The 25,264-nt window shown below is 67.4% G+C and carries 21 protein-coding genes; 9 read left to right on the top strand and 12 right to left on the bottom strand.

Translation table 11 applies throughout. The annotated features are described in order from the left end of the window. Positions 1-5 precede the first annotated feature (5 nt). The 4 genes from metX to BMW72_RS14015 all read left to right on the top strand — a co-directional run bounded on the left by metX (position 6) and on the right by BMW72_RS14015 (position 4,478). Positions 6-1,208 (top strand): homoserine O-acetyltransferase MetX, encoded by a 1,203-nt coding sequence (gene metX, locus BMW72_RS14000; protein WP_092111584.1) that lies wholly within the window; start codon positions 6-8, stop codon positions 1,206-1,208. Between the two features lie 70 nt (positions 1,209-1,278). Further along, positions 1,279-2,448, top strand: a complete 1,170-nt coding sequence (locus BMW72_RS14005) for a sensor histidine kinase (protein ID WP_092111586.1) — start codon at positions 1,279-1,281, stop codon at positions 2,446-2,448. Continuing rightward, positions 2,445-3,776, top strand: coding sequence for a hypothetical protein (locus BMW72_RS14010; RefSeq protein ID WP_092111588.1), 1,332 nt, complete (start codon positions 2,445-2,447; stop codon positions 3,774-3,776). The genes BMW72_RS14005 and BMW72_RS14010 overlap by 4 nt, the downstream gene beginning before the upstream one ends. A gap of 45 nt (positions 3,777-3,821) precedes the next feature. After that, complete coding sequence (locus tag BMW72_RS14015) at positions 3,822-4,478, top strand: response regulator transcription factor (RefSeq protein ID WP_092111590.1); 657 nt, start codon at positions 3,822-3,824, stop codon at positions 4,476-4,478. Between the two features lie 123 nt (positions 4,479-4,601). On the opposite strand, the gene BMW72_RS14020 is transcribed toward BMW72_RS14015, so the two are convergent. From BMW72_RS14020 to guaB1, 9 genes are all read right to left on the bottom strand, one after another. Beyond that, positions 4,602-5,879 carry an MFS transporter gene (locus tag BMW72_RS14020; RefSeq protein ID WP_092111592.1) on the bottom strand — a complete coding sequence of 426 codons (1,278 nt, stop codon included), beginning with the start codon at positions 5,877-5,879 and terminating at the stop codon, positions 4,602-4,604. 38 nt (positions 5,880-5,917) lie between these two features. Next, the gene (locus BMW72_RS14025; protein ID WP_092111594.1) at positions 5,918-6,220 is read right to left on the bottom strand and encodes a thiamine-binding protein; all 303 of its coding nucleotides are present in this window, start codon (positions 6,218-6,220) and stop codon (positions 5,918-5,920) included. Positions 6,221-6,258: 38 nt separating this feature from the next. After that, on the bottom strand, positions 6,259-9,051 hold the full coding sequence (locus BMW72_RS14030) for a cation-translocating P-type ATPase (RefSeq protein WP_241984089.1): 2,793 nt from the start codon (positions 9,049-9,051) through the stop codon (positions 6,259-6,261). Next, a complete protein-coding gene (locus BMW72_RS14035) occupies positions 9,048-10,259 on the bottom strand; it encodes a glycosyltransferase 87 family protein (protein ID WP_092111596.1) in 1,212 nt (403 codons plus the stop codon). Before BMW72_RS14035 ends, BMW72_RS14030 begins: the two co-directional genes overlap by 4 nt. 64 nt (positions 10,260-10,323) lie before the next feature. After that, a complete protein-coding gene (locus BMW72_RS14040; protein WP_092111598.1) occupies positions 10,324-11,199 on the bottom strand; it encodes an ADP-dependent NAD(P)H-hydrate dehydratase in 876 nt (291 codons plus the stop codon). Between the two features lie 161 nt (positions 11,200-11,360). After that, a complete protein-coding gene (locus BMW72_RS14045) occupies positions 11,361-11,798 on the bottom strand; it encodes a VOC family protein (RefSeq protein WP_092111600.1) in 438 nt (145 codons plus the stop codon). A gap of 118 nt (positions 11,799-11,916) precedes the next feature. Beyond that, positions 11,917-12,987, bottom strand: a complete 1,071-nt coding sequence (locus tag BMW72_RS14050) for a hemolysin family protein (RefSeq protein WP_092111602.1) — start codon at positions 12,985-12,987, stop codon at positions 11,917-11,919. Beyond that, the gene (locus tag BMW72_RS14055) at positions 12,984-14,321 is read right to left on the bottom strand and encodes a hemolysin family protein (RefSeq protein ID WP_092111656.1); all 1,338 of its coding nucleotides are present in this window, start codon (positions 14,319-14,321) and stop codon (positions 12,984-12,986) included. The genes BMW72_RS14050 and BMW72_RS14055 overlap by 4 nt, the downstream gene beginning before the upstream one ends. A gap of 135 nt (positions 14,322-14,456) precedes the next feature. After that, positions 14,457-15,896, bottom strand: coding sequence for a GMP reductase (gene guaB1, locus BMW72_RS14060; RefSeq protein ID WP_092111604.1), 1,440 nt, complete (start codon positions 15,894-15,896; stop codon positions 14,457-14,459). A 181-nt stretch (positions 15,897-16,077) separates the two neighbouring features. On the opposite strand from guaB1, the gene BMW72_RS14065 reads away from it, so the two are divergent. After that, the gene (locus tag BMW72_RS14065) at positions 16,078-19,839 is read left to right on the top strand and encodes a multifunctional oxoglutarate decarboxylase/oxoglutarate dehydrogenase thiamine pyrophosphate-binding subunit/dihydrolipoyllysine-residue succinyltransferase subunit (RefSeq protein ID WP_092111658.1); all 3,762 of its coding nucleotides are present in this window, start codon (positions 16,078-16,080) and stop codon (positions 19,837-19,839) included. Between the two features lie 344 nt (positions 19,840-20,183). Here BMW72_RS14065 and BMW72_RS14070 read toward each other — a convergent pair whose 3' ends face one another. Together BMW72_RS14070 and BMW72_RS14075 are read right to left on the bottom strand one after the other, a co-directional pair. Then, positions 20,184-20,426 (bottom strand): zf-HC2 domain-containing protein, encoded by a 243-nt coding sequence (locus BMW72_RS14070; RefSeq protein ID WP_092111606.1) that lies wholly within the window; start codon positions 20,424-20,426, stop codon positions 20,184-20,186. Continuing rightward, positions 20,423-21,097 carry a sigma-70 family RNA polymerase sigma factor gene (locus BMW72_RS14075; protein WP_092111608.1) on the bottom strand — a complete coding sequence of 225 codons (675 nt, stop codon included), beginning with the start codon at positions 21,095-21,097 and terminating at the stop codon, positions 20,423-20,425. The genes BMW72_RS14070 and BMW72_RS14075 overlap by 4 nt, the downstream gene beginning before the upstream one ends. 105 nt (positions 21,098-21,202) lie before the next feature. Here BMW72_RS14075 and aroA point away from each other — a divergent pair, with 105 nt between their 5' ends. The 3 genes from aroA to bcp are packed head-to-tail and all read left to right on the top strand — an operon-like array spanning position 21,203 to position 24,224. Further along, on the top strand, positions 21,203-22,564 hold the full coding sequence (gene aroA, locus BMW72_RS14080; RefSeq protein WP_092111610.1) for a 3-phosphoshikimate 1-carboxyvinyltransferase: 1,362 nt from the start codon (positions 21,203-21,205) through the stop codon (positions 22,562-22,564). Beyond that, positions 22,565-23,707 carry a ribosome small subunit-dependent GTPase A gene (gene rsgA / locus BMW72_RS14085; RefSeq protein WP_092111611.1) on the top strand — a complete coding sequence of 381 codons (1,143 nt, stop codon included), beginning with the start codon at positions 22,565-22,567 and terminating at the stop codon, positions 23,705-23,707. It abuts the gene before it with no gap. Between the two features lie 37 nt (positions 23,708-23,744). Then, positions 23,745-24,224, top strand: a complete 480-nt coding sequence (gene bcp, locus BMW72_RS14090; protein WP_092111613.1) for a thioredoxin-dependent thiol peroxidase — start codon at positions 23,745-23,747, stop codon at positions 24,222-24,224. A 54-nt stretch (positions 24,225-24,278) separates the two neighbouring features. Here bcp and BMW72_RS14095 read toward each other — a convergent pair whose 3' ends face one another. Then, positions 24,279-24,662, bottom strand: coding sequence for a hypothetical protein (locus tag BMW72_RS14095; protein WP_092111615.1), 384 nt, complete (start codon positions 24,660-24,662; stop codon positions 24,279-24,281). A 259-nt stretch (positions 24,663-24,921) separates the two neighbouring features. Here BMW72_RS14095 and BMW72_RS14100 point away from each other — a divergent pair, with 259 nt between their 5' ends. Then, a complete protein-coding gene (locus BMW72_RS14100; RefSeq protein ID WP_035837005.1) occupies positions 24,922-25,170 on the top strand; it encodes a WhiB family transcriptional regulator in 249 nt (82 codons plus the stop codon). Positions 25,171-25,264 lie beyond the last annotated feature (94 nt).

A 25,264-nucleotide genomic window follows, 5' to 3' on the forward strand; every position in this document is an offset into this window, starting at 1 on the left:
CGGGTATGGAATGGCAATCATCAGCGGACACGGTCCCGTCGAGCTTCATCACCGAAGCCCAGGCGCGCTCGGTCCTCGGCAAACCCCCGGCGACCGGCGCCTGGCGCGACGGCGACCCGGTCGGCCACCGACAGTTCCTGAATCTAGGCCCGCTCACCTTCGAGGCCGGCGGTCGCCTGCCGGCAGCCCGCCTCGCCTATGAGACCTGGGGAACCCTGAGCCCGGCCGGCGACAACGCCGTGCTCGTGCTGCACGCCCTCACCGGTGACAGTCACGTGGTCGGCGCGCCCGGCCCCGGGCACGAGACGGGCGGCTGGTGGGACGGCATCGTCGGTCCCGGCCTCGCCATCGACACCGATCGCTGGTTCGTCGTTGCACCGAACATGCTCGGCGGCTGTCAGGGCAGCACCGGGCCGGCCTCGCTCGCGCCCGATGCGCTGGAGTGGGGCATCCGCTTTCCCTATCTGACCATCCGAGACCAGGTCACCGCGCAGCGCGTGCTCAGCGACCGGCTCGGTATCGACCGCTGGGCGGCAGTCATCGGCGGGTCCATGGGCGGCATGCACGCCCTCGAATGGGCCATCGAGACCCCCGACCGGGTTGACCGCCTCATCATCCTGGCTGCGCCGCCCGTCACCACCGCTGACCAGATCGGCCTGAACTCGGTGCAGATCGAGGCCATCCGTACCGACCCGGCGTTTCGCGCCGGTGACTACTACGACGAAGCGGATGGCGACGGCCCGACCCGCGGTCTGGCCCTGGCCCGCCGCATGGCCCTGTTGAACTACCGCAGCCCGGCCGAACTGAACGCCCGCTTCGACCGGGGCTGGCAGAGCGGCATCAGTCCGCTCGGCGCCAACGGCCGCTTCGCCGTGGAATCCTACCTCGACTTTCACGGTAATAAATTCACCAGACGGTTCGACGCCAACAGCTACATCGTGCTCGTCGAAGCCATGAACTCCCACGACGTCGGTCGCGATCGCGGCGGCGTCGCGGCCGCTCTCGGGCGGGTCACCGCCCGCTCGGTCGTGGTCGGAATCGACAGCGACCGACTGTTTCCGGCCGACGGCCAGCGCACCATCGCCGCCCATCTGCCGAACAATATTGACGGCCCCACCGCGGTGGTGCTCGAATCCGGGTATGGTCACGATGGCTTCCTGATCGAGAACGAAGCGATCGGCGCCCAGATTCGGCGGGTATTGCACTAGGGGGGACCCGTGTCGGTGGCGCCCGGTATGGTGCTGTTAGACACGTTCATCTCCAATCGGACAGGCACCCATGCAACGCATTTTCAAGGAGCGCGACCGCCTCCTGCGAAGAGCGGTGCAGGCGGCCGGGCTCACCGGTTCGGCCACGACCTTCGCGTGCCTGCTGGTTCCGGGCGGTCTGGAGGCCGACGCACGTCTGTGGGCCGTCGTGCTCGTGCTGGTCATGGTGGCCGGCCAGTACCTGCTCGGCAGCACGGGGGCCCTGCGCTGGGCCGTCCTGATAGTGCTCTGCGGCCTGGCCATCATTCTGGTCGTCGGCTTCACCAGCCATCCCGGCGTGCCCCCGAACCTGATCGAGGAAAGTGTCATCGGCATGGTCTCGACCGCACCGATGTGCGCCGTCGCGGCCGTGCTGCTGACCAGCCCACGCCGGCTGCTGCTGCTCGTGTTGTTCTTCGTGCTCACCGTCACGAGCGTGGCCGTCGTGACGGTCGATGCGCCCGACCGCACCGTGCTGCTGGCCCTGACCGTGAGCATGTGGCTGGCCTTCACTCTGGCCTCCTGGTGGATCGCGCAAAGCGTGCCCCGCGTCATGCACCGCATCGCCGCGATCGGCCGCGCCCACCGGGCCGAACGACACGCGAGCGAGCTCGAAGCCCAGCGCCGTCAGGACGCCCGACTGCTGCACGACACCGTGCTGGCCACCCTCACCCTGCTCGCACACTCCGGTGTCGGGGTCAGCCCGACCGCCCTGCAGAAACAGGCCGGCGACGACGCCCGGCTGCTGCGCCAGCTGCGCCTCGGCGGCCTGCCGACCCCGCGCCGGTCCGGGGCGTACAGCCTCGAGCCGGCCACGGTACTCACCCTCGGCGACACCCTCGACGCGGTGCGCCAACGATTCGAACGCATGGGCCTCACCGTCAACTGGCACGGCTGCGGCCAGGTGCAGCTGCACAGCAACGTGCTCGACTCTTTCTTGCTGGCGCTCTCCGAATGCCTCGAGAACGTGCGCCGCCACTCCGGCGTCGACCACGCCGACGTGACCATAACGGATGACGCCACCACCGTTCGCGCGATGGTCACCGACACCGGGGTCGGCTTCGATCTCGGCCAGGTCGGCTCCGAGCGGCTCGGCGTCGCCGAATCGGTCATCGCCCGGCTGCGCGACGTGGGCGGCAACGCCCGCCTGTTCTCCTCACCGGGCGCCGGGACGACGGTCGTCCTGGAGGTTCCCAAGTGAGCCAGTTCAGCGATACAGCGCCAATCGCCACCCACCCGCGGGGTGTCGGTTCGCGTCTGCTCGGCGGCCCCGTTGAACGCAGCTGGCCGCCGGCATCCGCTGATCGACGCAGCCGCGCCGACCTCCTACCGCTGCGGTTTCCGCGCACAATTCTGCGTGGTGACGGCCGCATCACCGTGTTCCGGTCGGACCAGAACGGTTTGGGCGCCCGTCATCTGGGCATCGGCATGAGCGTCAGCGGTGCCTGCATCGTGCTGTTCCTCATGGTGCGACTGATCATCCAGGCGCAGCCGGGCCACCTTCCGGTGCTCAGCATTCTGGCCTGGGTGATTCTGCTGGCCACCGCCGTGACCGTGCACCTCGCCGTGCACAAGCTGGCCTCCCGCCTGCCGCTCTGGCTGTTTCTGGCGGCCCTGGGCGCCTGCTCGGTCGTGCTGGCCCTGGATCTGGCCGGGTCGTGGGGGCTGGCCGGGGCCGGCGACTTTCCCACCGCGGCCCCCGCCGTCGGCGCCTTTCTGCTCTCGATCGTGACACTGCGGGAGACCGGGGACATCACCATGGCCACCGTCGTCCTCGGCGTGGTTATGAGCGTGGTGACCCTGTTCGAAAAGCGCACTGACCTGCTCACCCTCGGCCCTGACATTCTGTCCATTGCCCTCGCGGTGGCGCCGCCGCTGGTCGGGGCGAGCATCGTGCAGGCGTTTCGGCGCATGGTGCAGCGCGAACTCGACCTGGTGCTGGTGCAAAGCACGGTCTCCCAGCCCCGGTTCGCGGTGGGCATGCTCGCTTCCGAGCAGCTGGCCCGGCTCGACCTCGACGCTGAGACTCTGCTCGACGATGTGGCCCAGGGCCGCACCGCCCTGCCGCTGGCACCGTCGACGGCGACAACGGCAGCGTCACTGGCCACCCAGTTGCGGTTGCACCTGATCGAGGGCCGCACCGAAACCTGGCTGCACCATGCCATCACCGAGAGCGAATTCCTCGGCCCGGTCGTCGCGCTGAGCGACCCGGCCGGCCTCGCCGGCCTACTGTCACCGCCGCAACGCGACGGGCTGCTGCTCACGATTTGGCTACTGATCGGGGATACGGCGCGGTCGGGGGCATCCGTTTCGCTGAGACTTGGACCGATTGCCCCCACACATGGGGCAGGTCCGCACCACAAGGTACGTTTTCCGATCGAACTGACCACAACGGGGGTCGCCCGGCGGCGTGTCGATCCGGAAACCTGGCAGGCGATTCGTGCCGTCGGCCCGCATGTGGACTCAAATCGGTCCGGAAGTCTGCGGGTAGACATCGAGTGCAGTGTGGACAATCCCGCGGATGCCTAATATTGGGGATTTTGACGATAAGGTGCAGGCAGTAGGAGGCAGAAAATGACGACAACAGACCGTCCCATTCGTTTGGCCCTGGTTGATGACCACAGAATGCTTCTGGGGGCACTCACCGAGTGGATCCGGAGCGCCGCTGATGACATCGAGATGGTAGCGGCGGTGACCACCTGGCCCGAGCTGCTCACGCATCCCGAGTTTCCGGTGGATGTCGTGCTGCTCGACCTCGATCTCAAAGACAACATCCCGGTGTCCCTGAAGATTTCCACGCTCAAGACGACCGGCGTCAAGACGGTGCTCATGAGCACCTATTCCGAGCCGGCCCTCGTGCGCGAGGCCCTCGCGGCCGGAGCGCTCGGCTACCTCGTGAAGAGCGAAGAGGCGAGCATGATCGTCGACGCCATTCGCGCCGCGTACAACGGCAAGTCGTATATCTCGGCTGAGCTCGACTACGCGCTCAACTCCACCGAGAACGTCGAAGGTCCCCGCCTCAGCGCGCAGGAACGCCGGGTCATGGCGCTCTACGGTGCCGGCGAGCCGGTCAAGGCCGTCGCCTACCAGCTTGGCATCTCCGAGGAGACCGCCAAGAGCTACCTCAAGCGCATTCGCGAGAAGTACCGCCTCGCCGGGTACGACGTGGGAACCAAGGTCGCGCTGCGTAAGCGCGCCATCCACGACGGCATCCTGCTGCAGACGGACTGACGCCCCCTCTGAAACCTGACCGGCCCACCCGGCGACAGGCGGGCCGGTCAGTGTGCGTTAACGTGAGCGTTCGACCGGGATGAGCGGGTCTCAATTGGTCAGGCCGAAACGGCACGCCCCGGGCTAACGGGAGCGTACGACGGGGATCAGCTGCGTGCCGTACGGAACGTGGTGGCCGGCGTGGCGGCGTCGCCGGTCGATGCTGAAGGTGAGCAGGGTCAGCAGCACGCCGATGACGCTGAGCCCCACACCGATCCAGACCGGCGCGAGATAGCCGAGCCCGGCAGCGATTGCGCCGCCGCCGAGGGCTGCACCGAGCGCATTCCCGACGTTGAGCGAGGAATGATTGAGCGCCGCGGCGAGCGACTGGCTCTCGTGGGCGACGTCCATCAGGCGCGCCTGAATGGTCGGTGAGAGAGCGGATGCCGCCGCACCGACCAGGAACACGCCCACCAGCAGCCCGGCCAGGAACTGCGCCGACAGGCCGAGGGTGACGAGCGCGAGAATGAGCACGCCGAAGGCGATGTACATGGTGCGGCGCACGCTCCAGTCGGCCAGCGCTCCCCCGGCGAAGTTGCCCGCCGTCATGCCGAGGCCGATGACCACGAGGATGAGCGGTACCGCGGCCGCGGCCAGCCCGGTGATTTCGATCACGAGCGGCGCGACATAGGTGTAGACGGCGAACAGCCCGCCGAAGCCGATCGCGCCGATCGACAGGGTGATCCACACCTGCAGTGTGCGGAAGGCCCGCAGCTCGGCCCGCATGGTGGCCTTCGGGTTGCCGGCCTGGAACGGCACGAACACGGCGACCGCCACAAAGGTGAGCGCGAAAATGGCGGCGACGACGAGGTAGGCGACGCGCCATCCGCTCATCTGGCCGATCCAGGTGATCGTCGGCACCCCGATCACGTTGGAAATGGTCAGGCCGGAGAGCACGATGGCGATGCCGCGGGCTCGCTTGCCCGGTCCCATCAGGTGGGCGGCGACGAGCGAAGCGATGCCGAAGTAGGCGCCGTGCGGCAGCCCGGCCACGAAGCGGGCGGCGAGCACGGTCTCGAAGGTGGGTAGCGCGGCCGAGGCGATCGTGCCGAGGGTGAACGCGGTCAGCAGGCCGAGCAGCAACTGTTTGCGCGGCCAGCGGGCGGCGGCCGCTGCGATGGTCGGCGCGCCCACGACGACGCCGAGGGCGTAGGCGGAGATGAGCCAGCCGGCCTGCGCGTTGGCGGCATCCGGTGCGCTCGCGTACAAGCCGGGCAGCAGGTCGGCGGCGAGGTTCGGCAGCAGACCCATAGCGACGAATTCGGTCGCGCCGATGCCGAAGCCGCCCAGGGCGAGGGCGAGCAGGGCAAAACGAATACGGGTCGACGGCAGCGGCGTCGACCCGTCAGGTGTGAGGGGCATGCAATCAGCCTAATCGCCAGCCTGCTCGCGCGGGAGGTCTAACCGTCGAGTGCGGTCTCCAGGCGTTCGAGCTTGCCGGTGAGCTCGCCGGTGTGGCCGGGGCGGATATCCGCCTTCAACACCAGGGACACGCGCGGCCCGAACGCGCCCACCGCCTCGGTCGCCGCCTTGATGACGGCGAAGACTTCGTCCCAGTCGCCCTCGATGGTGGTGAACATGGAATCGGTGTGGTTGGGCAGGCCGGAGGCCCGAACGACACGCACGGCAGCGGCGACCGCGTCGTGCACGGATCCCTGCGAGTCGGCGGCGACGGACGGTGCGACAGAGAATGCTACGAGCATGGGTGACTCCTTCGGTGGGATGATCGGAAAGGTGACGATTATTTCTCGGCCGAGCCGAGCCGGCGGCGCACGGACGCCCGCACGACGGCCTTACCGGTTTCCTCGACCCAGAGGGCGGACGACCCCACCAGCACCGCCACACCCCACTGGGGCGCGGTGAGCGCTGTGGTGTCGAAGAGTCCCTGAAGCACCTCGAGCTGAACCACAGCGACCTGCAGCACGATGACCGCGACCAGGGCAACCCAGATGCTCCGGTTGGTCAGGGTCTGGGCGGAGAAGACGGAATGGGTGTCCGAGCGCACGTTGAGCAGGTTGAACACCTGATAGAACACGAACGTCGTGAAGGCCAGGGTACTGGCGAAGGCTGCGTCATCGGCGCTGTCCGGGAACACCACCGGGGCCAGGGTCAGTACGGCCAGGGTTCCGGCGGCCATGACGAGACCCAGTCCGAGGATTCGGACGAGCCGGGCCCGGGTCAGCAGCCGTTCATTCGCCGGGCGAGGCTGTTGCTGCATCGTGCCCGGTTCGGCCGGATCCACGCCGAGGGCGAGGGCGGGCGGGCCGTCCATGATGATGTTGACCCAGAGGATCTGCAGGGCGGTGAACGGCGCCCCGCCGGCCAGCCCGGTCACGCCGGCGACCAGGAAAATCAGTACGAACCCCCAGGCCGTGGTGAGCTGGAACCTGACGAATTTCAGGATGTTGGCGTAGATGCCGCGGCCTTCCCTGACCGCGGCCACGATGGTGGCGAAGTTGTCGTCGGTGAGGATCATGTTCGCGGCGCCCTTGGCCACATCCGTGCCGGTGATACCCATGGCGATCCCGATGTCCGCCTGCTTCAGCGCCGGCGCATCGTTGACACCGTCCCCGGTCATCGCCACGACATTGCCCTCCCTTTGCAGAGCCTTCACCATGCGAATCTTGTGTGCGGGAGTGACCCGGGCGAGCACACCGAACCCGGCAGCACGTCGGCCGAGCTCGCCGTCGTCCAGCTCGTCGAGGTCAAGACCGGATGCGGCGGCGCCGGGAATGCCCAGGTCCTTGGCGATGGCCGATGCGGTGACCAGATGGTCGCCCGTGATCATGTGCACCTGGATTCCCGCTCCGCGCGCCTCCGCGATGGCCTGAGCCGCCTCGGTTCGGGCCGGATCGACGATTCCTACGATGGCGTAGATCGTCAAACCGGTGACCAGCGCCTGCAGCGATTTCTCGTCGTCGGGGAGAGCCGTGTGCAAACGCCGCCCGGCCAGCATGAGGGTGCGCAGGCCCTCGCCGGCCAATCCCTGGATGGCCTCATGAATATTGCGGCGATGCAGGTCATCGATCGGCCGGATGCCGTCCGCGGTGAGCACCGAGTCGGTCACCTGCATCAAGGCCACCGGGGCCCCCTTGGCCAGGCATCGGTAGCCGATGACAGGCGCGGACTGGCTCGCATCCGCCGTGGTATCTGTCAGCCGGTGGAAGGTGGCCATGTACTTGTAGTCCGCGTCGAACGGGACCTCCGCCAGGCGCGGGTGATCCCGCCGCGCTGCGGCAACATCCAGACCGCCCTTTTCGGCCAGTACGACCAGTGCGCCCTCCGTCGGATCGCCGACCAGCTTGCCGTCACCGATGACGGCATCGTTACACAGCGCCATCGTCAGCAGCGCCTCGGTCAGGTCGGGCAGCCCGCCCTCGCTCAAAATTTCCCCGTCGGTTGAGTACCCGGTGCCGGTGATCTGAAAGTCGTGTCCGTGGATGTTCAGGCGGTGGGCCGTCATCTCGTTCATCGTCAACGTGCCGGTCTTGTCCGTGGCGATGTGCGTGACGCTGCCGAGGGTCTCCACCGCCGAGAGCTGCTTGAGAATGGCCCCCCGGCCGGCCAACCGCGCGGCCCCCATCGCCAGCGTGAAGGCGACGACCGCCGTGAGCCCCTCGGGAATGGTCGCGACGGCCAGCGACACCGAGATGATCAGCAGATCGGACCACGACTGCCCGCGCAGCAGACCCAGTGCGAACACCACCGCGACCACGATCAGGGCAACCAGGGTCAGCGTCCGGGCCAGCTGGTCGATCCGTCGCTGCAGCGGGGTGCGTTCGCGTTTCACCTCACCGATCAACGCCGCAATGGCACCGACCTCCGTGCCCAGGCCTATCGCGGTGACGACCATGGTCGCCCGGCCACGGGTGACTTCGGTGTTCATGAAGAGCATATTGTCGCGGTCGCCGAGTGGCAGGTTCTCCGCGGCGAGCGGATGCGTCGACTTGCCGACGGGTTCGGATTCGCCGGTCAGCGTGGCCTCGGCCACCTGCAACCGCGATTCCTCCAGGACGCGACCGTCGGCCGGAATGGAATCTCCGGCATCGAGCAGAACGATGTCGCCGGGAACCAGGGCGCTCCGGGCCACCTCCTGCTCGCTGCCGTCACGGCGGACCACCGCCATGCCCGCCGACATGATCCGCAGCGCCTGGAGGCTGTTTTCGGCGCGGCGTTCCTGCAGATAGTTCAGGGCCGTGTTGAGCATGATCACCGCCAGGATGACAACCGGTGTCTCCCATTCCCGGGACACGACGGCACTGACCACCGCGGCGATCACCAGCACGAGCGTCATTTTCTCGGCCAGCAGGCCGATAATTTTACGCCAGGCTGCAACTTTCGCGGGCTCGGGGAGCAGATTGGGGCCATATTCCCCCTGCCGGGCCAAGGCCGTCCCGGCCGTCAGACCGATGGTCGGATCAACCTGCAGCCGGCTCGCGACGACCGTGGCGGCGAGGGTATGCCACGCCACGAGCGGGGCCGCTGGCTCAGCACCGACACCGGCGGCTGACGACGCGCGGGATCTGGCACTCACGAGGAGACTCCGGGAGCTCGCCGGTACAGTGCCCAAAGCGCCCAGCCGAGCAGCACGAATTCGAGCAGATTGCGCAGGCTCAGCACGAGCACCATGAGGGGGTGGGCCTCGATCACCCAGTCATACAGGGACGGGTAGATCACCTGCGTGAGCGCGGCGAGCGCAAGGCCGAGCAGCGCGGGGGTGCGCCAGGCACGACCGTTCAGAACGAGTCCGAAAATGATCGGTGCGGCCAGCCAGCTGATGAACTGCGGCGAACCCACCTTGTTGAACGCGATCAGGGTCAGAGTCAGCGCGAGGGCCAGGGGCGGCAGTACTGCCAGCACGTCGGCTCCCCGGCGCCCTGCCCGCAGACCGAGCAGCAGCACCACGCCGGCGGCGAGCGCCAGCAGCGGGGTCATCGCGGCGCTCACGGCGGTGACGCCCGCGCCGGCCACCTGAAACGTGAGAATCTGCTGGTCGTAGTAGATGGCGCTACCCGGCACGCCGAGGGCCGCCTGCCAAAGCCACGGCACGGCCACCGGTGACTCGATCTGAATTCCCCGCCCCGCCTGCTCGGCGACGAAACTCAGCACGTGGATTCCGCTGCCCCGGCTCAGGCTGAGCAGCGCGGCCATCCCGATCACCGTCACGGTGACCGCGGCGGCGACTGCGAGCATCCGCCAGCGTAGTTTCGACGCCACGAACAGGGCGGCGAGCGCGGCGACCGGCCAGATCTTGATCCAGGCGATGATCGTGAGCAGCATGGTGCCCCAGAGCGGGCGGCGGCGCAGCCAGAGCAGGGCGACGATGACGAGCGGCACCGTGACCGCGTCGATGCGCAACACCGCGATCGGGCCGAGCAGCGTCAGAAAGGCCAGCCACCACCAGGCCGCTGCCCGGTGCGAGCACGCGAGCACCCGGAAGGCCGCGGCGTTCAGCCCGGTCACCAGCAGAAACCAGGTGGCGAGGTAGGCCGGGCCGCCCAGGGTGAAGGCCGCCAGGATCGGTACGAGGGCGAGCACCGGGTAGACGAAATTCTCGGTGATTCCCACGATGTTGCCGGTGGCCGCGCTCTCGGCCCAGCCGCGGTAGACGACCTCCACGTCGCCGAGCGGATACCCCGGCCCGAACAGGGCCAACAGAATCAGCAGCAGGTGCACGATCGCAAAAGCCGACCACAGCCCGGCGGGCGGATGCCGCAGTGCCGGCCGCGCAGGCCCGGTCACGGCCCTGCTCTCCTCATGAATGTGCACGCTTTACCTTTGCACAACCGGCCGGTTCTCGTACCGGTCAGCGGGTTGGGCGTGGCCCCGGATCGACCCCGTGGTCGAGCAGAGCGGCGACGGCCCGCGGCACGGCGTCGGCAATGTCGAGGGCCGCGATCGGGCCGCCGGCGGAGGCCAGATTCGCGGCCGCAGCGTGCAGGAGCGCGGCGGTGGCGGCGAGCGGGGCGAGCGAGGCCGCATCCGTTTCGAGCTGATCGGAATGGGTGGCCAGGAGGGCGCCCAGGATGCCGCCGAGCACGTCGCCCGAGCCGGCCGTGGCCAACCAGGCCGGTCCGGTGGAGACGGTCAGGCGGGCGCCGGCCGGCGAGGCCACGTGGGTGACGGCGCCCTTGAGCAGCACCGTCACGTCGAACAAGCGGGCGGCGCGAATGGCCCACTCCCCCGGGTTGGCGGCGATCTGCGAGGCGGAGCCCGGCTTGGCCTCACCCTCGAGCATCGCCGCGAGCTCACCGGCGTGCGGGGTGATCACGGTGGGCCCGATCGCGCGCGACACGAGGTCGAGGGCGCCGGCGTCGATGACGGTGGGCAGGCCCTCGGCGAGTGCGTGCTGGAGGGCGGTGGTGACGGCATCCGTTCTCGTGGTGGTAGTGATGCCGGAGCCGAGCAGCCAGGCCTGCACCCGGCCGGGCCCAATCACGATCTCGGGGCGGCGCTGCAGCACGAGGGTGGCGGCGCGGCGCGGGCCGAGATAGCGCACCATGCCGAGGCCGGTGCGCACGGCCGCGTCGACGCCGAGCACCGCGGCGCCCGGGTAGTCCTTGGAACCGGTACGCACACCGAGCACGCCGCGCGAGTACTTGTCGTCGCCGGCCTGGGGCCGGGAGATCCAGTCGCGGGCCTGTTCGGCCTCCCATTCGAGCCAGCCGCGCGGTTTCACCATGTCTCCACGATAGGACGTTTCCGAACGGCGCGCGCCTGCGACGTGTGCGCCTGGTCGCGCCCCCGGTCGCGACCGCGCCCGGTACCGGCGCGCGCTACGGTAACGGTCGTAGCGGCCACCCGTCTCGGGCGCGGTCATCCGTTCGGACGTGTCGCGGCGGGTCAGTCACTGACCGTCGAGTTGGCGGTGCCCTCACGCTCGCGCGCTTCGCCGCGGCCGAAGGCGACGGTCTGCGACACGCAGATGATGTTGCCCTCGGTGTCCTTGAACCAGGCCGCACGATCATCGTTGGTCGTCGCGATGCCGTTCTCGGTCTTCAACCCCGGAAAATCGTATTCCTCAAACGTGACGCCGCGCCCACGCAGCGCCGCAACCTCGGCATCGATGTCGTCGGTGTCGAAGCCGATCGCGGTGTTCGTCGCGCTTCCGGCATTCTCGGTCTCGTAGACCATGATGGCGGCGCCCTTCGGGGTGCGGTAGAGCAGCCCCTCCACGCGTTCCTCCACCGGTTCCATGCCGAGCACGTCCTTGTAGAAGCGCCGGGCGCGCGCGAGGTCACGCGCGGGAAGCACGGAGTAGGTTTCCAATTGACTTAACATGAGCGTTCCCTTTCTGCACCGAATGTGCATTTTTCAGGAAGCATTTTACGCCCGTGTCGCCGCCTTGGCGAGACGTGCAGCCGGACGGGGCCCGGGCCCCGTCCAGAAACGTGAGGGACTACTCGCGGCGGGTGGCGTCCTGCACTTCGCCGACGAGCTCCTCGATGATGTCCTCGAGAAAGAGCACCCCGGTGGTCTCGCCCTCCGCGGTGAATGACCGCGCCAGGTGCGCGCCGGAGCGGCGCATGGTGGCGAGGGCATCCTCGAGGTCGGTGTCTTCGAAGATTGAGATCAAGGCACGGATGCGCTTGGCCGGGATCTGCCCCGCGTAACTGTCCGGCGCGGCCAGCGTTGCTTCCCCGGCCGGAGCGACTTCGAGGTCGAGCACATCCTTCAAGTGCACATACCCGGTGAGGAAGCCCTCGGCGTCGGCGAGCACGTACCGCGAGAACCCGTGACGCGTGACGGCCTTCTCCACATCGGCCGGTGTAGCCGACTCCGGCAGGCTGACCAGCTTGCCGAGGCTGACGGCCACGTCACGCACCTTGAGATTGGTGAACTCGAACGCCGCGCTGAGCGCGCCGGTTCCATCGCTCAGCACACCCTCCCGGGTGGACTGGGTGACGATCGTGGCGACCTCGTCGAGCGTGTACGCGCTCGTCGCCTCGTTCTTCGGCTGCACGCCGAACAGGCGCAGCACGCCGTTGGCGCAGGCGTTGAGGGTGACGATCAAGGGTTTGAAGACGCGAGCGACGAAGACGAGCGGCGGCGCGAGCAGCAGCACAGCGCGGTCCGGCACCGAGAACGACAGGTTCTTCGGCACCATCTCACCGAACACGACGTGCAGGTAGGAGACCAACAGCAGCGCGACGATGAACGCGATGGTGCCGATGTACCCGTCGGGCAGTCCGGTCAGGCCGAGCGGCACCTCGAGCAGATGATGGATCGCCGGCTCTGACACGTTGAGAATGAGCAGCGAGCACACCGTGATGCCCAGCTGGGAGGTCGCGAGCATGAGGGTCGCGTGTTCCATCGCCCACAGCGCGGTTTTTGCGCTGCGTTTTCCGGCTTCGGCGAGCGGTTCGATCTGCGAGCGGCGGGCCGAGATGACGGCGAATTCCGCTCCGACGAAGAAGGCATTGGCGGCGAGGAGCACAACCAGCCAGGCAAGTCCGGCCCAGTCGCTCATTTGTCGCTCACCTTCTTTCGATCAGTCTTGGTGTCGGCCTTCAGCGCGGGCTCCACAACGGCTTCGGGGGTGAAACGCAGCCGGTCGATGCGGCGTCCCTCAAGCCGCTCGACGGTGAGGAATCCGCCGCCCACCGGCACCCGGTCACCGATCACCGGCAGTCGACCCAGCTCGCTCATGACGAAACCGGCCACGGTCTCGTACGGGCCCTGCTCCGGCACGGTGACGCTCGTACGTTCGAGTAGTTCGTCGGGGCGCAGCATGCCGGGAAAGGTCAGCGAATCGGGGGAACGCACCACACCGGCGCGGGCCCGGTCATGCTCGTCGGCGACCTCGCCGACGAGCTCTTCGACCAGGTCTTCGAGGGTGACGACACCCGCCGTTCCGCCGTATTCGTCCACGACGATCGCCATCTGGTAGCCGCGGCCGCGCAGTTCGCCGAGCAGGTCGTCGAGCTTCATCGTCTCGGGGACGCGCACCGGGTCGGTCTGCAGGGCCGACACCGGCACATCCGCTCGTCGGCCGCGGGGCACGGCCACGGCCTGCTTGACGTGCACGACACCCACAACGTCGTCGGCGCTCTCGTCGACGACCGGAAACCGCGAGTAGCCGGTGGCGCGCGTGAGGTCGATGACGTCCTGCGCCGAGTCGGTGCGATGAATGCTCGCCACGCGCGGCCGGGGCGTCATCACGTCGGAGGCGTCGTGGCCGGAGAACAGCAGCGTGCGGTGCAGCAGGGTGGCGGTGTCCTTTTCGAGCAGCCCGGCGCTGGCCGATCGACGTACGAGGGAGGAGAGTTCTTCGGCGGTGCGGGCGCCGGACAGCTCCTCTCTCGGTTCAATGTCGATGGCGCGCAGCAGCCCGTTGGCGCTGTTGTTGAGTAGCAGCACGGCCGGTTTGAACACGGTCGTGAACACGGTCTGGAACGGGATCACCAGGCGCGCGGTCTGAATCGGCAGGGCGAGGGCGAAGTTCTTCGGAACCAGTTCACCGATCACCATCGACACCAGGGTCGCCGTCACGATGGCGATGGTGGTGCCGAACGCCGGAACCAGGTCGACGGGCAGTCCGATCGAGGTGAGCGGGCCGCGCAGCAGCGACGACAGGGCCGGTTCGATCGTGTACCCGGTGAGCAGCGTCGTGAGGGTGATGCCCAGCTGCGCGCTCGACAGGTGCGTCGACGTGATCTTCAGCGCGGAGATGGTGAGGTGGAGGCGGGTTTCCCCACGATCGCGCCTGGCTTCGAGGTCGGCGCGATCGAGATTCACCAGGGCGAATTCACTGGCGACGAAGAGGCCCGTTCCGACGGTCAGGAGAAGTCCGAACCCGAGCATGATCAGCTCAGACAAGGAGGTCACCGCCAGCGGCTACGGGCGAAGGTTTGTGAGAAGCGGGTTCAGCGGTGGGAGGGTCGTCCATTATTCCTCCGAGTATACCGGGCGCACCTGGCCGCGCACCCGGCAGCAGCGCTACCAGGAAACCGGCAGCGCCTTGCCCTCTTCATAGCCGGCGGCCGACTGGATGCCCACGAGCGCCTTCTCGTGAAAATCGGCGACAGAGGTGGCCCCGGCGTAGGTGAACGAGGAACGTACCCCGGAGGTGATCATGTCGAGCAGGTCCTCGATCGACGGCCGCAGCGGGTCGAGGTAGATCTTCGAGCTTGAAATCCCCTCCGCAAACAGGGTTTTGCGGGCGAGGTCGTAGGCGTCGAGGCGCTCGAACCGTGCCTGAACGGCCTTGGTCGAGGCCATTCCCCAGCTTTCCTTGTACAGCGCGCCGCGGGCATCCGTATTGAGGGTGCCCGGAGCTTCGGCCGTTCCGGCGAACCAGGAACCGATCATGACGGATGCCGCGCCCGCAGCCAGCGCCAGCGCCACGTCCCGCGGGTAGCGCACCCCGCCGTCTGCCCAGACGTGTGCCCCCAGTTCGCGGGCGGCGGTGGCCGTTTCGAGCACCGCGGAGAACTGCGGCCGGCCGACGGCGGTCATCATGCGGGTGGTGCACATGGCGCCGGGGCCGACTCCGACCTTGACGATCGTGGCGCCGGCTCCGACCAGGTCGCGCACGGCGTCCTTCGTCACGACGTTGCCGGCCACGATCGGAAGCCCGAGGTTCAGGTCGGCGACGATGCCGAGCGCACGCAACATGCCGTCCTGGTGGCCGTGCGCGGTGTCGATCACGAGGATGTCCACGCCGGCGGCGGCGAGCGCCCTGGCTTTCGCGGCGACGTCGCCGTTGATGCCGATCGCCGCGGCGACCTTGAGCCGGCCGTGCGTGTCGAGGGTCGGCTGGTAGAGGGTGGAGCGCAGGGCGCTCTTGCGGCTGAGCGTTCCGACGACGACGCCGTGGTGCAGCACCGGGGCGAAGTCGATATCGGCCTCGGTCATCAGGTCGAAGGCGCGGCGCGGTCCGTCGACGTCATCGGCGTCGAGCGCGGTCAGTTCACCGTGCAGCAGGTCGCCCAGGCGAGCATCGGGCAGAGCGGTCGCCAGACGACTCGCGACGATGCAGCCGAGGTAGTCACCGCTGTCGGAATGAATTACGATGCCCTGCCCGGCCACGGCCGGAACCTGACGTAGTGCGCGTTCCACGGTGTCGTCCGGGGCGAACACGAACGGCGTGTCGAAACGAACCGACTGGTCTTTTACCCAGCGGATGGCCGCGTCCAGGTCTTGCAGGTGCATGTCCTGCGGCAGCACCCCGAGCCCGCCACGCCGGGCGAGCGAGGCCGCCAGTCGCGGACCGGTGACCGAGTTCATGTTCGCCGACACGATCGGGATCGTGGCTCCGGTGCCGTCATTCGGGGCCAGTGAGACGTCCAAACGGCTGGTGACGGCCGATTGACCTGGCACCAGAAACACGTCGGAATAGGTCAAATCGTGGCTGGGCGTCGTTCCATAGAACTGCATACCAAGAACGCTAGCCGTTCAGGGGGGTGTTCATGGTCGCGCGGGATGGGATTAGGCTAGATGGGCAGACTGACCTGACGGTCGATATCGTCAGCGACAGCCGCACTGAAAACGCAGATTGCCCGGCGAATGACCGCGCCGAGGGCATCCAAATTCAAAGCAGAGAGTGGGCGATCCCACGGTGTCAAGCCAGGTAACCGGTGGAGCTTCTGACGAGACAACGTCAGGCGAATTCGGAGCAAACGAGTGGCTCGTTGACGAATTGTATGAACGATTTCTCATCGACAAGCAGTCGGTGGATGAATCGTGGTGGCCCGTGCTCGAGAGCTACCACCAGACCGCCAACACCCCGGCGGCTGCCGTGACGGTTCCGCAGGCGGCCCCGCCGGCAGCATCCGCTCCCCCGGCAGCAGCGCCCGTCGCTGCAGCGCCGACAGCAGCGCCGGCCACCGTCACCGAGACCCAGAAGACGGCCCGCACCACGTCGAGTGCGCCCAAGCCGGCCCCGGTTCCCGCCGACGCTCCCGTCACCAGCCCGCAGGCCGTCGTCACCGATGAGTCCGAACCGGTCAAGAACGACAAAGTCTCACCGCTGCGCGGTATGGCGAAGTCCCTCGCGACCAACATGGTCACGAGCCTGACCGTACCGACCGCCACGAGCGTGCGCACCATTCCGGCCAAACTGCTCATCGACAACCGCATCGTCATGAACAACCACATGAAGCGGGCTCGCGGCGGCAAGGTGTCGTTCACCCACCTCATCGGGTGGGCGCTGATTCGCGCGCTCAAGATGTTCCCCAGCCAGAACGTGTACTACGACGAGGTCGATGGCAAGCCCTCCGTCGTCGCCCCCGCGTATGTCGGCATGGGCCTGGCCATCGACATGCCCAAGCCCGACGGCACCCGCGCCCTGCTCGTTCCGGCGATCAAGCGCGCCGACACGATGACCTTCGGCGAATACCTCGCCGCCTACGAAGACCTCGTCACCCGCGCACGCAAAAACAAGCTCACCGCCGACGACTTCGCCGGCGCGACCCTGTCGCTGACCAACCCGGGCGGCATCGGCACCGTGCACTCGGTGCCCCGTCTGATGAAGGGTCAGGGCTGCATCATCGGCGCCGGCGCCCTCGACTACCCGGCCGAATTCCAGGGGTCGAGCGTCAAGACGCTCACCGGCCTGGCCATCTCCAAGACCATCACCCTCACGAGCACCTATGACCACCGCGTCATTCAGGGCGCCGGTTCGGGCGAGTTCCTCAAGATTGTGCACGAGCTGCTGATCGGCCAGCACAACTTCTACGAAGAGATCTTCTCGGCGTTGCGCATTCCCTACGACCCGATTCACTGGGCACCGGACATCAGCGTCGACCTCACGAGCGCCGTCGACAAGACCGCTCGTGTGCAGGAACTGATCAACTCGTTCCGCGTGCGCGGCCACCTGATGGCCGACATCGACCCGCTGGAGTACTCGCAGCGCAGTCACCCCGACCTCGACATCGCCACCCACGGACTCACGTTCTGGGACCTCGACCGCTCCTTCGTGACTGGCGGATTCGGTTCGCAGCGCCAGATGCTGCTGCGCGACATCCTCGGTGTGCTGCGCGACTCGTACTGTCGCACCACCGGCATCGAGTACATGCACATCCAGGACCCGGCCCAGCGCAAGTGGGTGCAGGAGAAGATGGAAAAGTCCTACGTCAAGCCCACGCACCACGAGCAGATGCGCATTCTCGCCAAGCTCAACGAGGCCGAAGCCTTCGAGACGTTCCTGCAGACCAAGTACGTCGGGCAGAAGCGTTTCAGCCTCGAGGGCGGCGAGTGCACCATTCCGCTGCTCGACACCATTCTGCAGGGCGCTGCCGAGCAGGGCCTCGACGAGGTCGCGATCGGCATGGCCCACCGCGGTCGTCTGAACGTGCTCACCAACATTGCCGGCAAGACCTACGGCGAAATCTTCCGCGAGTTCGAGGGAACGCAGGACCCGCGCACCGTGCACGGTTCCGGCGACGTGAAGTACCACCTCGGCACCACGGGCATGTTCCGCGGTGAGGACGGCGCGGAGATCCCGGTGTCGCTGGCCGCCAACCCGTCCCACCTCGAGGCCGGAGACGGCGTGCTCGAGGGCATCGTGCGGGCCAAGCAGGACCGCAAGCCGATCGGCACCTTCTCCACCCTGCCCATCCTCATCCACGGCGACGCCGCGATGGCCGGCCAGGGCGTCGTGCTCGAAACCCTGCAGATGTCCCAGCTGCGCGGTTACCGCACCGGCGGAACCGTGCACATCGTCGTCAACAACCAGCTCGGTTTCACGACCCTGCCGCAGGATGCCCGCACCAGCGTCTACGCGACCGACGTCGCCAAGACCATCCAGGCACCCATCTTCCACGTCAACGGGGATGACCCCGAAGCCGTCGTGCGTGCCGGCGAACTCGCGTTCGCCTACCGCCAGGAATTCAAGAAGGATGTCGTCCTCGACCTCATCTGCTACCGCCGTCGTGGTCACAACGAGGGCGACGACCCCTCGATGACGCAGCCGCTGATGTACAACCTGGTCGAGGCCAAGCGCAGCGTGCGGAAGCTCTACACCGAGGCGCTTGTCGGCCGTGGTGACATTACAGAGGAAGAATACGAAGCCGCTCACCGCGACTTCCAGGACCGCCTCGAGCGCGCCTTCATGGAGACGCACGCCGCGCAGACCGCGTCGATTCCGATCATCACTCCGGAGATGGCCGCTGCGGCCAAGGCCGAGTCTGAAGCGCAGGCCAGAGAAGACGCCGCCGGCGAGCCGGAGACGACCGGTGTTCCCGAGAGCGTCATCCAGCTCATCGGTGACGCGTTCAACAACAAGCCGGCCGGGTTCACCGTGCACAACAAGCTGCAGCAGCTGTTGCAGAAGCGTCTCGACATGAGCCGCAACGGCAACATCGACTGGAGCTTCGGCGAACTGCTCGCACTCGGTTCGCTGCTGGTGGAGGGCACCCCCGTGCGTTTCGCCGGCCAGGATGCCCGCCGCGGCACGTTCGTGCAGCGTCACGCGGTGCTGCACGACCGGGTGAACGGCCAGGAATGGCTGCCGCTGGCCAACTTGAAAGACAACCAGGCCAGGTTCTGGATCTACGACTCGCTGCTGAGCGAATACGCCGCCATGGGCTTCGAGTACGGGTATTCGGTGGAACGCGCCGACGCCCTCGTGCTCTGGGAAGCTCAGTTCGGTGACTTCGCCAACGGCGCGCAGACCATCATCGACCAGTTCGTCTCGTCTGCCGAGCAAAAGTGGGGGCAGCGGTCATCCGTCGTGCTGCTGCTGCCCCACGGGTATGAGGGCCAGGGGCCCGACCACTCGTCGGCTCGCATCGAACGGTTCCTGCAGCTGTGTGCCGAGGAAAACATGACCGTAGCGCGCCCGTCGACGCCTGCGTCGTACTTCCACCTGCTGCGCCGCCAGGCATACATGCGCCCGCGCCGTCCGCTGATCGTGTTCACGCCCAAATCGATGCTGCGTCTGCGCGGCGCGACGAGCGCCGTGGCCGAACTCACCAGTGGCAAGTTCGAGACGGTCATCGACGATGCCCGCATCAGCGACAAGAACGCCGTCAAGCGCGTTCTGTTCATGGCCGGAAAGATCTACTACGACCTGCTGAACGAACTCGACAAGAACCCGAACCCCGAGATCGCCCTCGTGCGTGTCGAGCAGTATTATCCGCTTCCCGCCGTGGAGTTGAAGAACGTGGCCGCCCAGTATCCGAACGCCGAACTGGCCTGGGTGCAGGACGAGCCGGAAAACCAGGGAGCCTGGCCGTTCTTCTACCTGGAAACCAGCAAGCTCGGCCCGCGCGCCATGCGGTTGTTCTCGCGTCCCGCGTCGGCCTCTCCGGCCGCCGGTTCGGCCAAGCGCCACGCGATCGAGCAGGCCAAGCTGCAGCGCGAGGCGTTGACGCTGTAACAGCGACACCGATGCGGCAATGGAGGGTGACTGCGGTCACCCTCCATTGCTGTATCCGTTGCTCAATGACACGGCCGATTTTCGGTACAGCACCTTCGACCACGTCGAGTCGATGACGGGCGGAGTGTACGACGCCGACGCCATACTGCCGGAGGGCGTGCCGTCACGCTGGCAGGTCTATCTGGGCGTTGCCGACATTCGGGCGGCCGCAGCGCGGATGCCCGAACCGGGCGGCACGGTGCTGCGGGAGCCCTGGGATTTCCGATTTCCGAACCGTCGCCCAGCTAACCGATGCGACCGGCGCCGCTTTCCTTCTCGGCCAGGTCGAACCGTCGCCGCGCTGACTAGTGCGAGGCCTGCAGGGCGCGCAATTTGATCAGGACCTGATCGCGCAGGTCTTCCGGCGCGGTCTCCTTGCAGGCACGCTGCATCACCTCGGTCAGGGTGCGCCCGACAAGGTGCTCGCTGCTGCAGTCGGGGCAGCTGGCGAGGTGCTCCTGAATGTCGGCCGCATCATTTTTGCGAAGTTCGTTGTGCAGGTATTCTTCGAGCTCGGCCTTGGCCTTCTCGCAACCACAATCGGTCATTTGTCTGCGCTCCTGGATGTTTTCTGGCCCTGGCCCAGCCCGCGCTCAGCCGCGTAGCCGGCCAGCAGTTCGCGCAGGAGTCGCCGGCCACGGTGCAGGCGGCTCATCACGGTGCCAATAGGGGTTTTCATGATTTCGGCGATCTCCTGGTAGGAGAACCCTTCGACGTCGGCGAAGTACACGGCGAGTCGGAAGTCTTCGGGAATGGACTGCAGGGCGTCCTTGACGGCACTGTCGGGCAGATGATCGATCGCCTCGGCCTCGGCCGAACGCCCCGACGTGGCCGTGGTTGATTCGGCGCCGCCGAGCTGCCAGTCTTCGAGGTCGTCAATGGTGCCCTGATAGGGCTCGCGCTGCTTCTTACGGTACTGATTGATGAAGGTGTTGGTGAGGATGCGGTACAGCCACGCCTTGAGGTTGGTGCCCTGCTCGTACTGCGCGAAAGCGGCGAAGGCCTTCACAAAAGTCTCCTGCACGAGGTCCTGCGCGTCGGACGGATTGCGCGTCATGCGCATGGCCGCCGCGTAGAGCTGGTCGAGAAAAGGCAGCGCCTGCTCTTCGAACAATCCGCGGGTCTGCTCGCGCAGTTCGGCCTTGGTCGGTGCAGGAGGCGTGAGTTCTGGGTCGCTGCTCGAAGGGTGTTCAGCGGAAACCGGCGTGTCTGAAGTCATCACGGGCAATTCTAAGCTGATACCCACAGCCGGGGGTCGTTCCAACAGCATTGACACCGTTACGGATCTCCCTCAGATTGTTATCACCGACTATTCTGATAACCGATGTTGATCTCGAGATATTCCAAGCCGGAGTTCGATCCGTACGGCGACAATTCACCGACCGAAGCGGATGCCTGGTGGCCGGCGCCGACCACCGCCGCCCCCCTGCAGGCGGTCCTGGCCCTGCCGGGCTCGAAATCGTTGACCAACCGGGAGCTGGTGGCATCCGCTTTGGCCAGTGAACCGTCCCTGTTGCGGTCGCCGCTGCACTCTCGCGACAGCGACCTCATGGTCGACGCGCTGCGGCAACTCGGCGCCACGATCGAGGCCGTCCCCGGTGCGGGCGCGTTCGGCGCCGACCTGCGCGTGACCCCGCCGGTCGAACTGCTCGGGTCTACCACGATCGACTGCGGCCTGGCCGGCACCGTCATGCGGTTTCTGCCGCCGCTGGCTGCCCTCGCTCTCGGCCCGACCACGTTCGACGGTGATGCCGGTGCGCGCCGGCGCCCGATGGGTCCCATCATCGGGGCGCTGCGCGACCTCGGCGGCGACATCAACGATGACGGCAAGCGCGCCCTCCCGTTCACCGTGCACGGCCGTGGAGCGGTCACCGGCGGCGCCGTGACCATCGACGCCGGCACGTCGAGCCAGTTCGTCTCCGGGCTGCTGCTGGCCGGCGCCCGCTTCGAGCAGGGCCTGCACCTGACCCACTCGGGCGACCGGCTGCCGAGCCTGCCGCACATCGAGATGACCATCGAGGTCCTGCGCGCCCGCGGAGTGATCGTGGCCACTCCCAACGTCGGCGAATGGATCATCGAACCCGGTGAACTCGCCGGCCGAACAGTCGACCTCGAACCCGACCTTTCCAACGCCGCGCCGTTCCTCTGCGCAGCGCTCGTGGCCGGCGGCAGCGTCACGATCACCGGCTGGCCGCCCCACACCACGCAGGTCGGCGCCGACCTCGAGCAACTGCTGCCACGCTTCGGTGCCACCGTCACTCGGGTCGGCGACCGCCTCACCGTCACCGGCGGCGAGCACATTCAGGGCGTCGCGCTGGATCTCTCCACCGGCGGCGAACTCGCCTGCACCCTCGTGGCGCTGGCCGCCCTGGCCGAGACTCCCAGCACGATCACCGGCATCGGACACATACGCAACCACGAGACCGACCGTCTCACCGCCCTCGCGACCGAGATCAACCGGCTCGGCGGCAACGTCACCGAACTGCCCGACGGCCTCCAGATCGAGCCGGCTCCCCTGCACGGCGGGCAGTGGCTGAGCTACGACGACCACCGCATGGCCACGGCCGGCGCGCTGATCGGGCTCGCGGTGGCCGGTGTCGACGTGGAGAACATCGGCACGACCGCCAAGACCCTCCCCCAGTTTCCCGAGTTGTGGCACGCGATGCTCACCGAAGCGGCACTGTAAATGGCCGCGCTTCCGCCCGCCTCAGACCGAGGCGACAGTGACCTCGATCCAGCCTCCGGCCGGCACAGCGAGGCCGACGACCTGGCCGGGGAGGCCGGCGACACCTGGTGGTCCTCGGCCGACGACGACGAACCCGAGTTCGACGAGTCGAGCGTGCGCGTGCGCCCCGGCCGTAAGGGCAGTAAGCCCCGTTCCAAGACCCGGCCGAGCCATCAGGACGCCCTGACCGGACGCATCCTCTCGGTCGACCGCGGACGCTACACCGTCATGCTCGACGAGAACCTGCCCACCGAACGGCGCATTACGACCGCGAGGGCGAGCGAGCTGCGCAAGAAGGCCGTCGTCAACGGCGACCGCGTCGACATCGTCGGCGACACCACCGGCGCCGAGGGCAGCCTGGCTCGCATCGTACGGATCGTGCCGCGGGACACCCTGCTCCGGCGCAGCGCCGACGACACCGACGCCGTCGAGCGCGTGATCGTCGCCAATGCCGACCAGATGCTCATCGTGGTCGCGGCCGCCAACCCGGAGCCGCGCATCCGCTTGGTGGATCGCTACCTGGTCGCGGCCTACGACGCCGGCGTGAAGCCCATTCTGTGCATCACCAAGACCGACCTCGCCGACCCGGCCGCGTTCCTGGCCAACTTCGCCGGCCTCGACCTGCCCGTGTTCCAGAGCGGTGAGGGCGGCATGCCGATCGAGGCGATCTCGGCGGCGCTGATCGGGCACGACACGGTCTTCGTCGGGCACTCCGGCGTCGGCAAATCCACCCTCGTGAACGCGCTCGTGCCCGGCACCAACCGGGCCATCGGCGTCGTCAACACCGTGACCGGCCGCGGACGCCACACCTCGTCGTCGACCGTGTCACTGCGCCTGCAAACGGATGCCGGCCGCGGCTGGGTCATCGACACCCCCGGCGTGCGGTCCTTCGGCCTGGGCCACATCAACACCGACAACATCCTCAGGGCGTTCACCGACCTCGCTGCGATCGCCGAGCGCTGCCCGCGCGGCTGCACCCACCTGCCCGGCTCGCCGGACTGCGCGATCGTCGATGCCGTCGAGGCCGACGAGCTCGGCGACACCGGCCGGGTGCGCCTCGACTCGCTGCAGCGCCTGCTCGCGACGTTCGCGCCCGCCCGCTGAGCCGGCTCGCCAGGTCGGCCGCGGATACGATGGAAACATGACGGATTCAGCACGCCTCGCAGTCGGCGACACGGCCCCCCAGTTCACTCTGACCGACCAGGATGGGGCATCCGTTTCGCTGAGCGGTTTCGCCGGCAGCAAGGTCGTCGTGTACTTCTACCCGGCGGCGATGACCCCCGGCTGCACAACGCAGGCCTGCGACTTTCGGGACAACCTCGGATCACTCAAGTCGGCCGGCTATCAGGTGCTCGGCCTGTCCAAAGACGCCCCGGCCAAGCTTAAGAAGTTCCAGGAGCACGATGCGGTCAACTTTCCGCTGCTCAGCGACACCGACCTCGCCGTGCACCGCGCGTATGGCGCGTGGGGCGAGAAGAACCTGTACGGCAAGATCGTCACCGGCGTGCTGCGGTCGACCTTCGTGATCGACGAGGCCGGCGTCATCACGCACGCGCTGTACAACGTGAAGGCCACCGGGCACGTCGCGAGCCTGCGCAAGAAGCTCGGCATCGACGCCTGAGGTTGAGCGACCGGGCCGTCACGGCCCGCACACGGCCGCTCTGGGCCCAGCCGGTCAGTCGGTTTCGGACTCGGGCTCGTGGCTGGTCGCGGCAACGACCCGGGGGTTGAAGACCAGCACGAGCACGATGATCGAGGGCAGCAGCAGCGCCCAGCCCACGTCGGGCCGGGCGTAGATCCCCTGAAAACAGCCGATGGCTATCATGACCTGCACGAGCTGCCAGGTCACGGCGGCACCGCGAATCCACGGCCGTCGACGCAGTGCCCCGACGGTGATGGCGCTGACCCACACGGCAGCGACCACGGTGAGGGCCAGCAGGGCGAGCGAGGCGCCTACCGAGTTGGGGGTGTCGATGAGCAGTTCGAGCACCCACCAGGCGCTCAAGACCCAGAGGGCGAGTGCTTCCAGCGTGAGCAGCACGATGAACACCCCCAACATGGGGGCACGACGAAGCGCCTGGAGGTCAATCCAGGCTGGGCGCCCTGTACCAGAGCCGCTGTTCACAGCGAAAAGCCATACAAAACTATTGATTTGATACCTCTATTATGGGACGATATTTGAGGCCCGGTTGACGCTCACAGGGACGTGAGCTGTTTCAACGCGGTTATCGCGCAGATCCCATCTTCCTGCAACCGGTCATCACCCCTGCAACTCTGGCCAATCGGCCGTGCACCCATGTAATAAAAGGAGCATCCCTATGGACTGGCGCGATAAAGCTGCCTGCCTCACCGCTGACCCGGAACTTTTCTTTCCGGTCGGTAACACTGGACCCGCTGTGGACCAGATCGAGAAGGCCAAGTCGGTGTGCGCTCGATGCAACGTCACCGAGGTGTGCCTCCAGTACGCCCTCGAGACCGGCCAGGACTCCGGAGTCTGGGGCGGTCTGAGCGAAGACGAGCGCCGCGCGCTCAAGCGCCGCGCCGCACGCGCCCGCCGCGCCTCCTAGCGAGCCAGCGCACCGACAGAACGCGAGCCTACGGCCCTCCGGTATTCCCGGAAGGGCCTGGGCTCGCTTTTTTATGCCCGCCGGCGCCCTCGTG

Origin of the sequence: Cryobacterium luteum (assembly GCF_900110125.1) — a bacterium.
In the GTDB taxonomy this organism is placed as follows: Bacteria; Actinomycetota; Actinomycetes; order Actinomycetales; family Microbacteriaceae; genus Cryobacterium; species Cryobacterium luteum.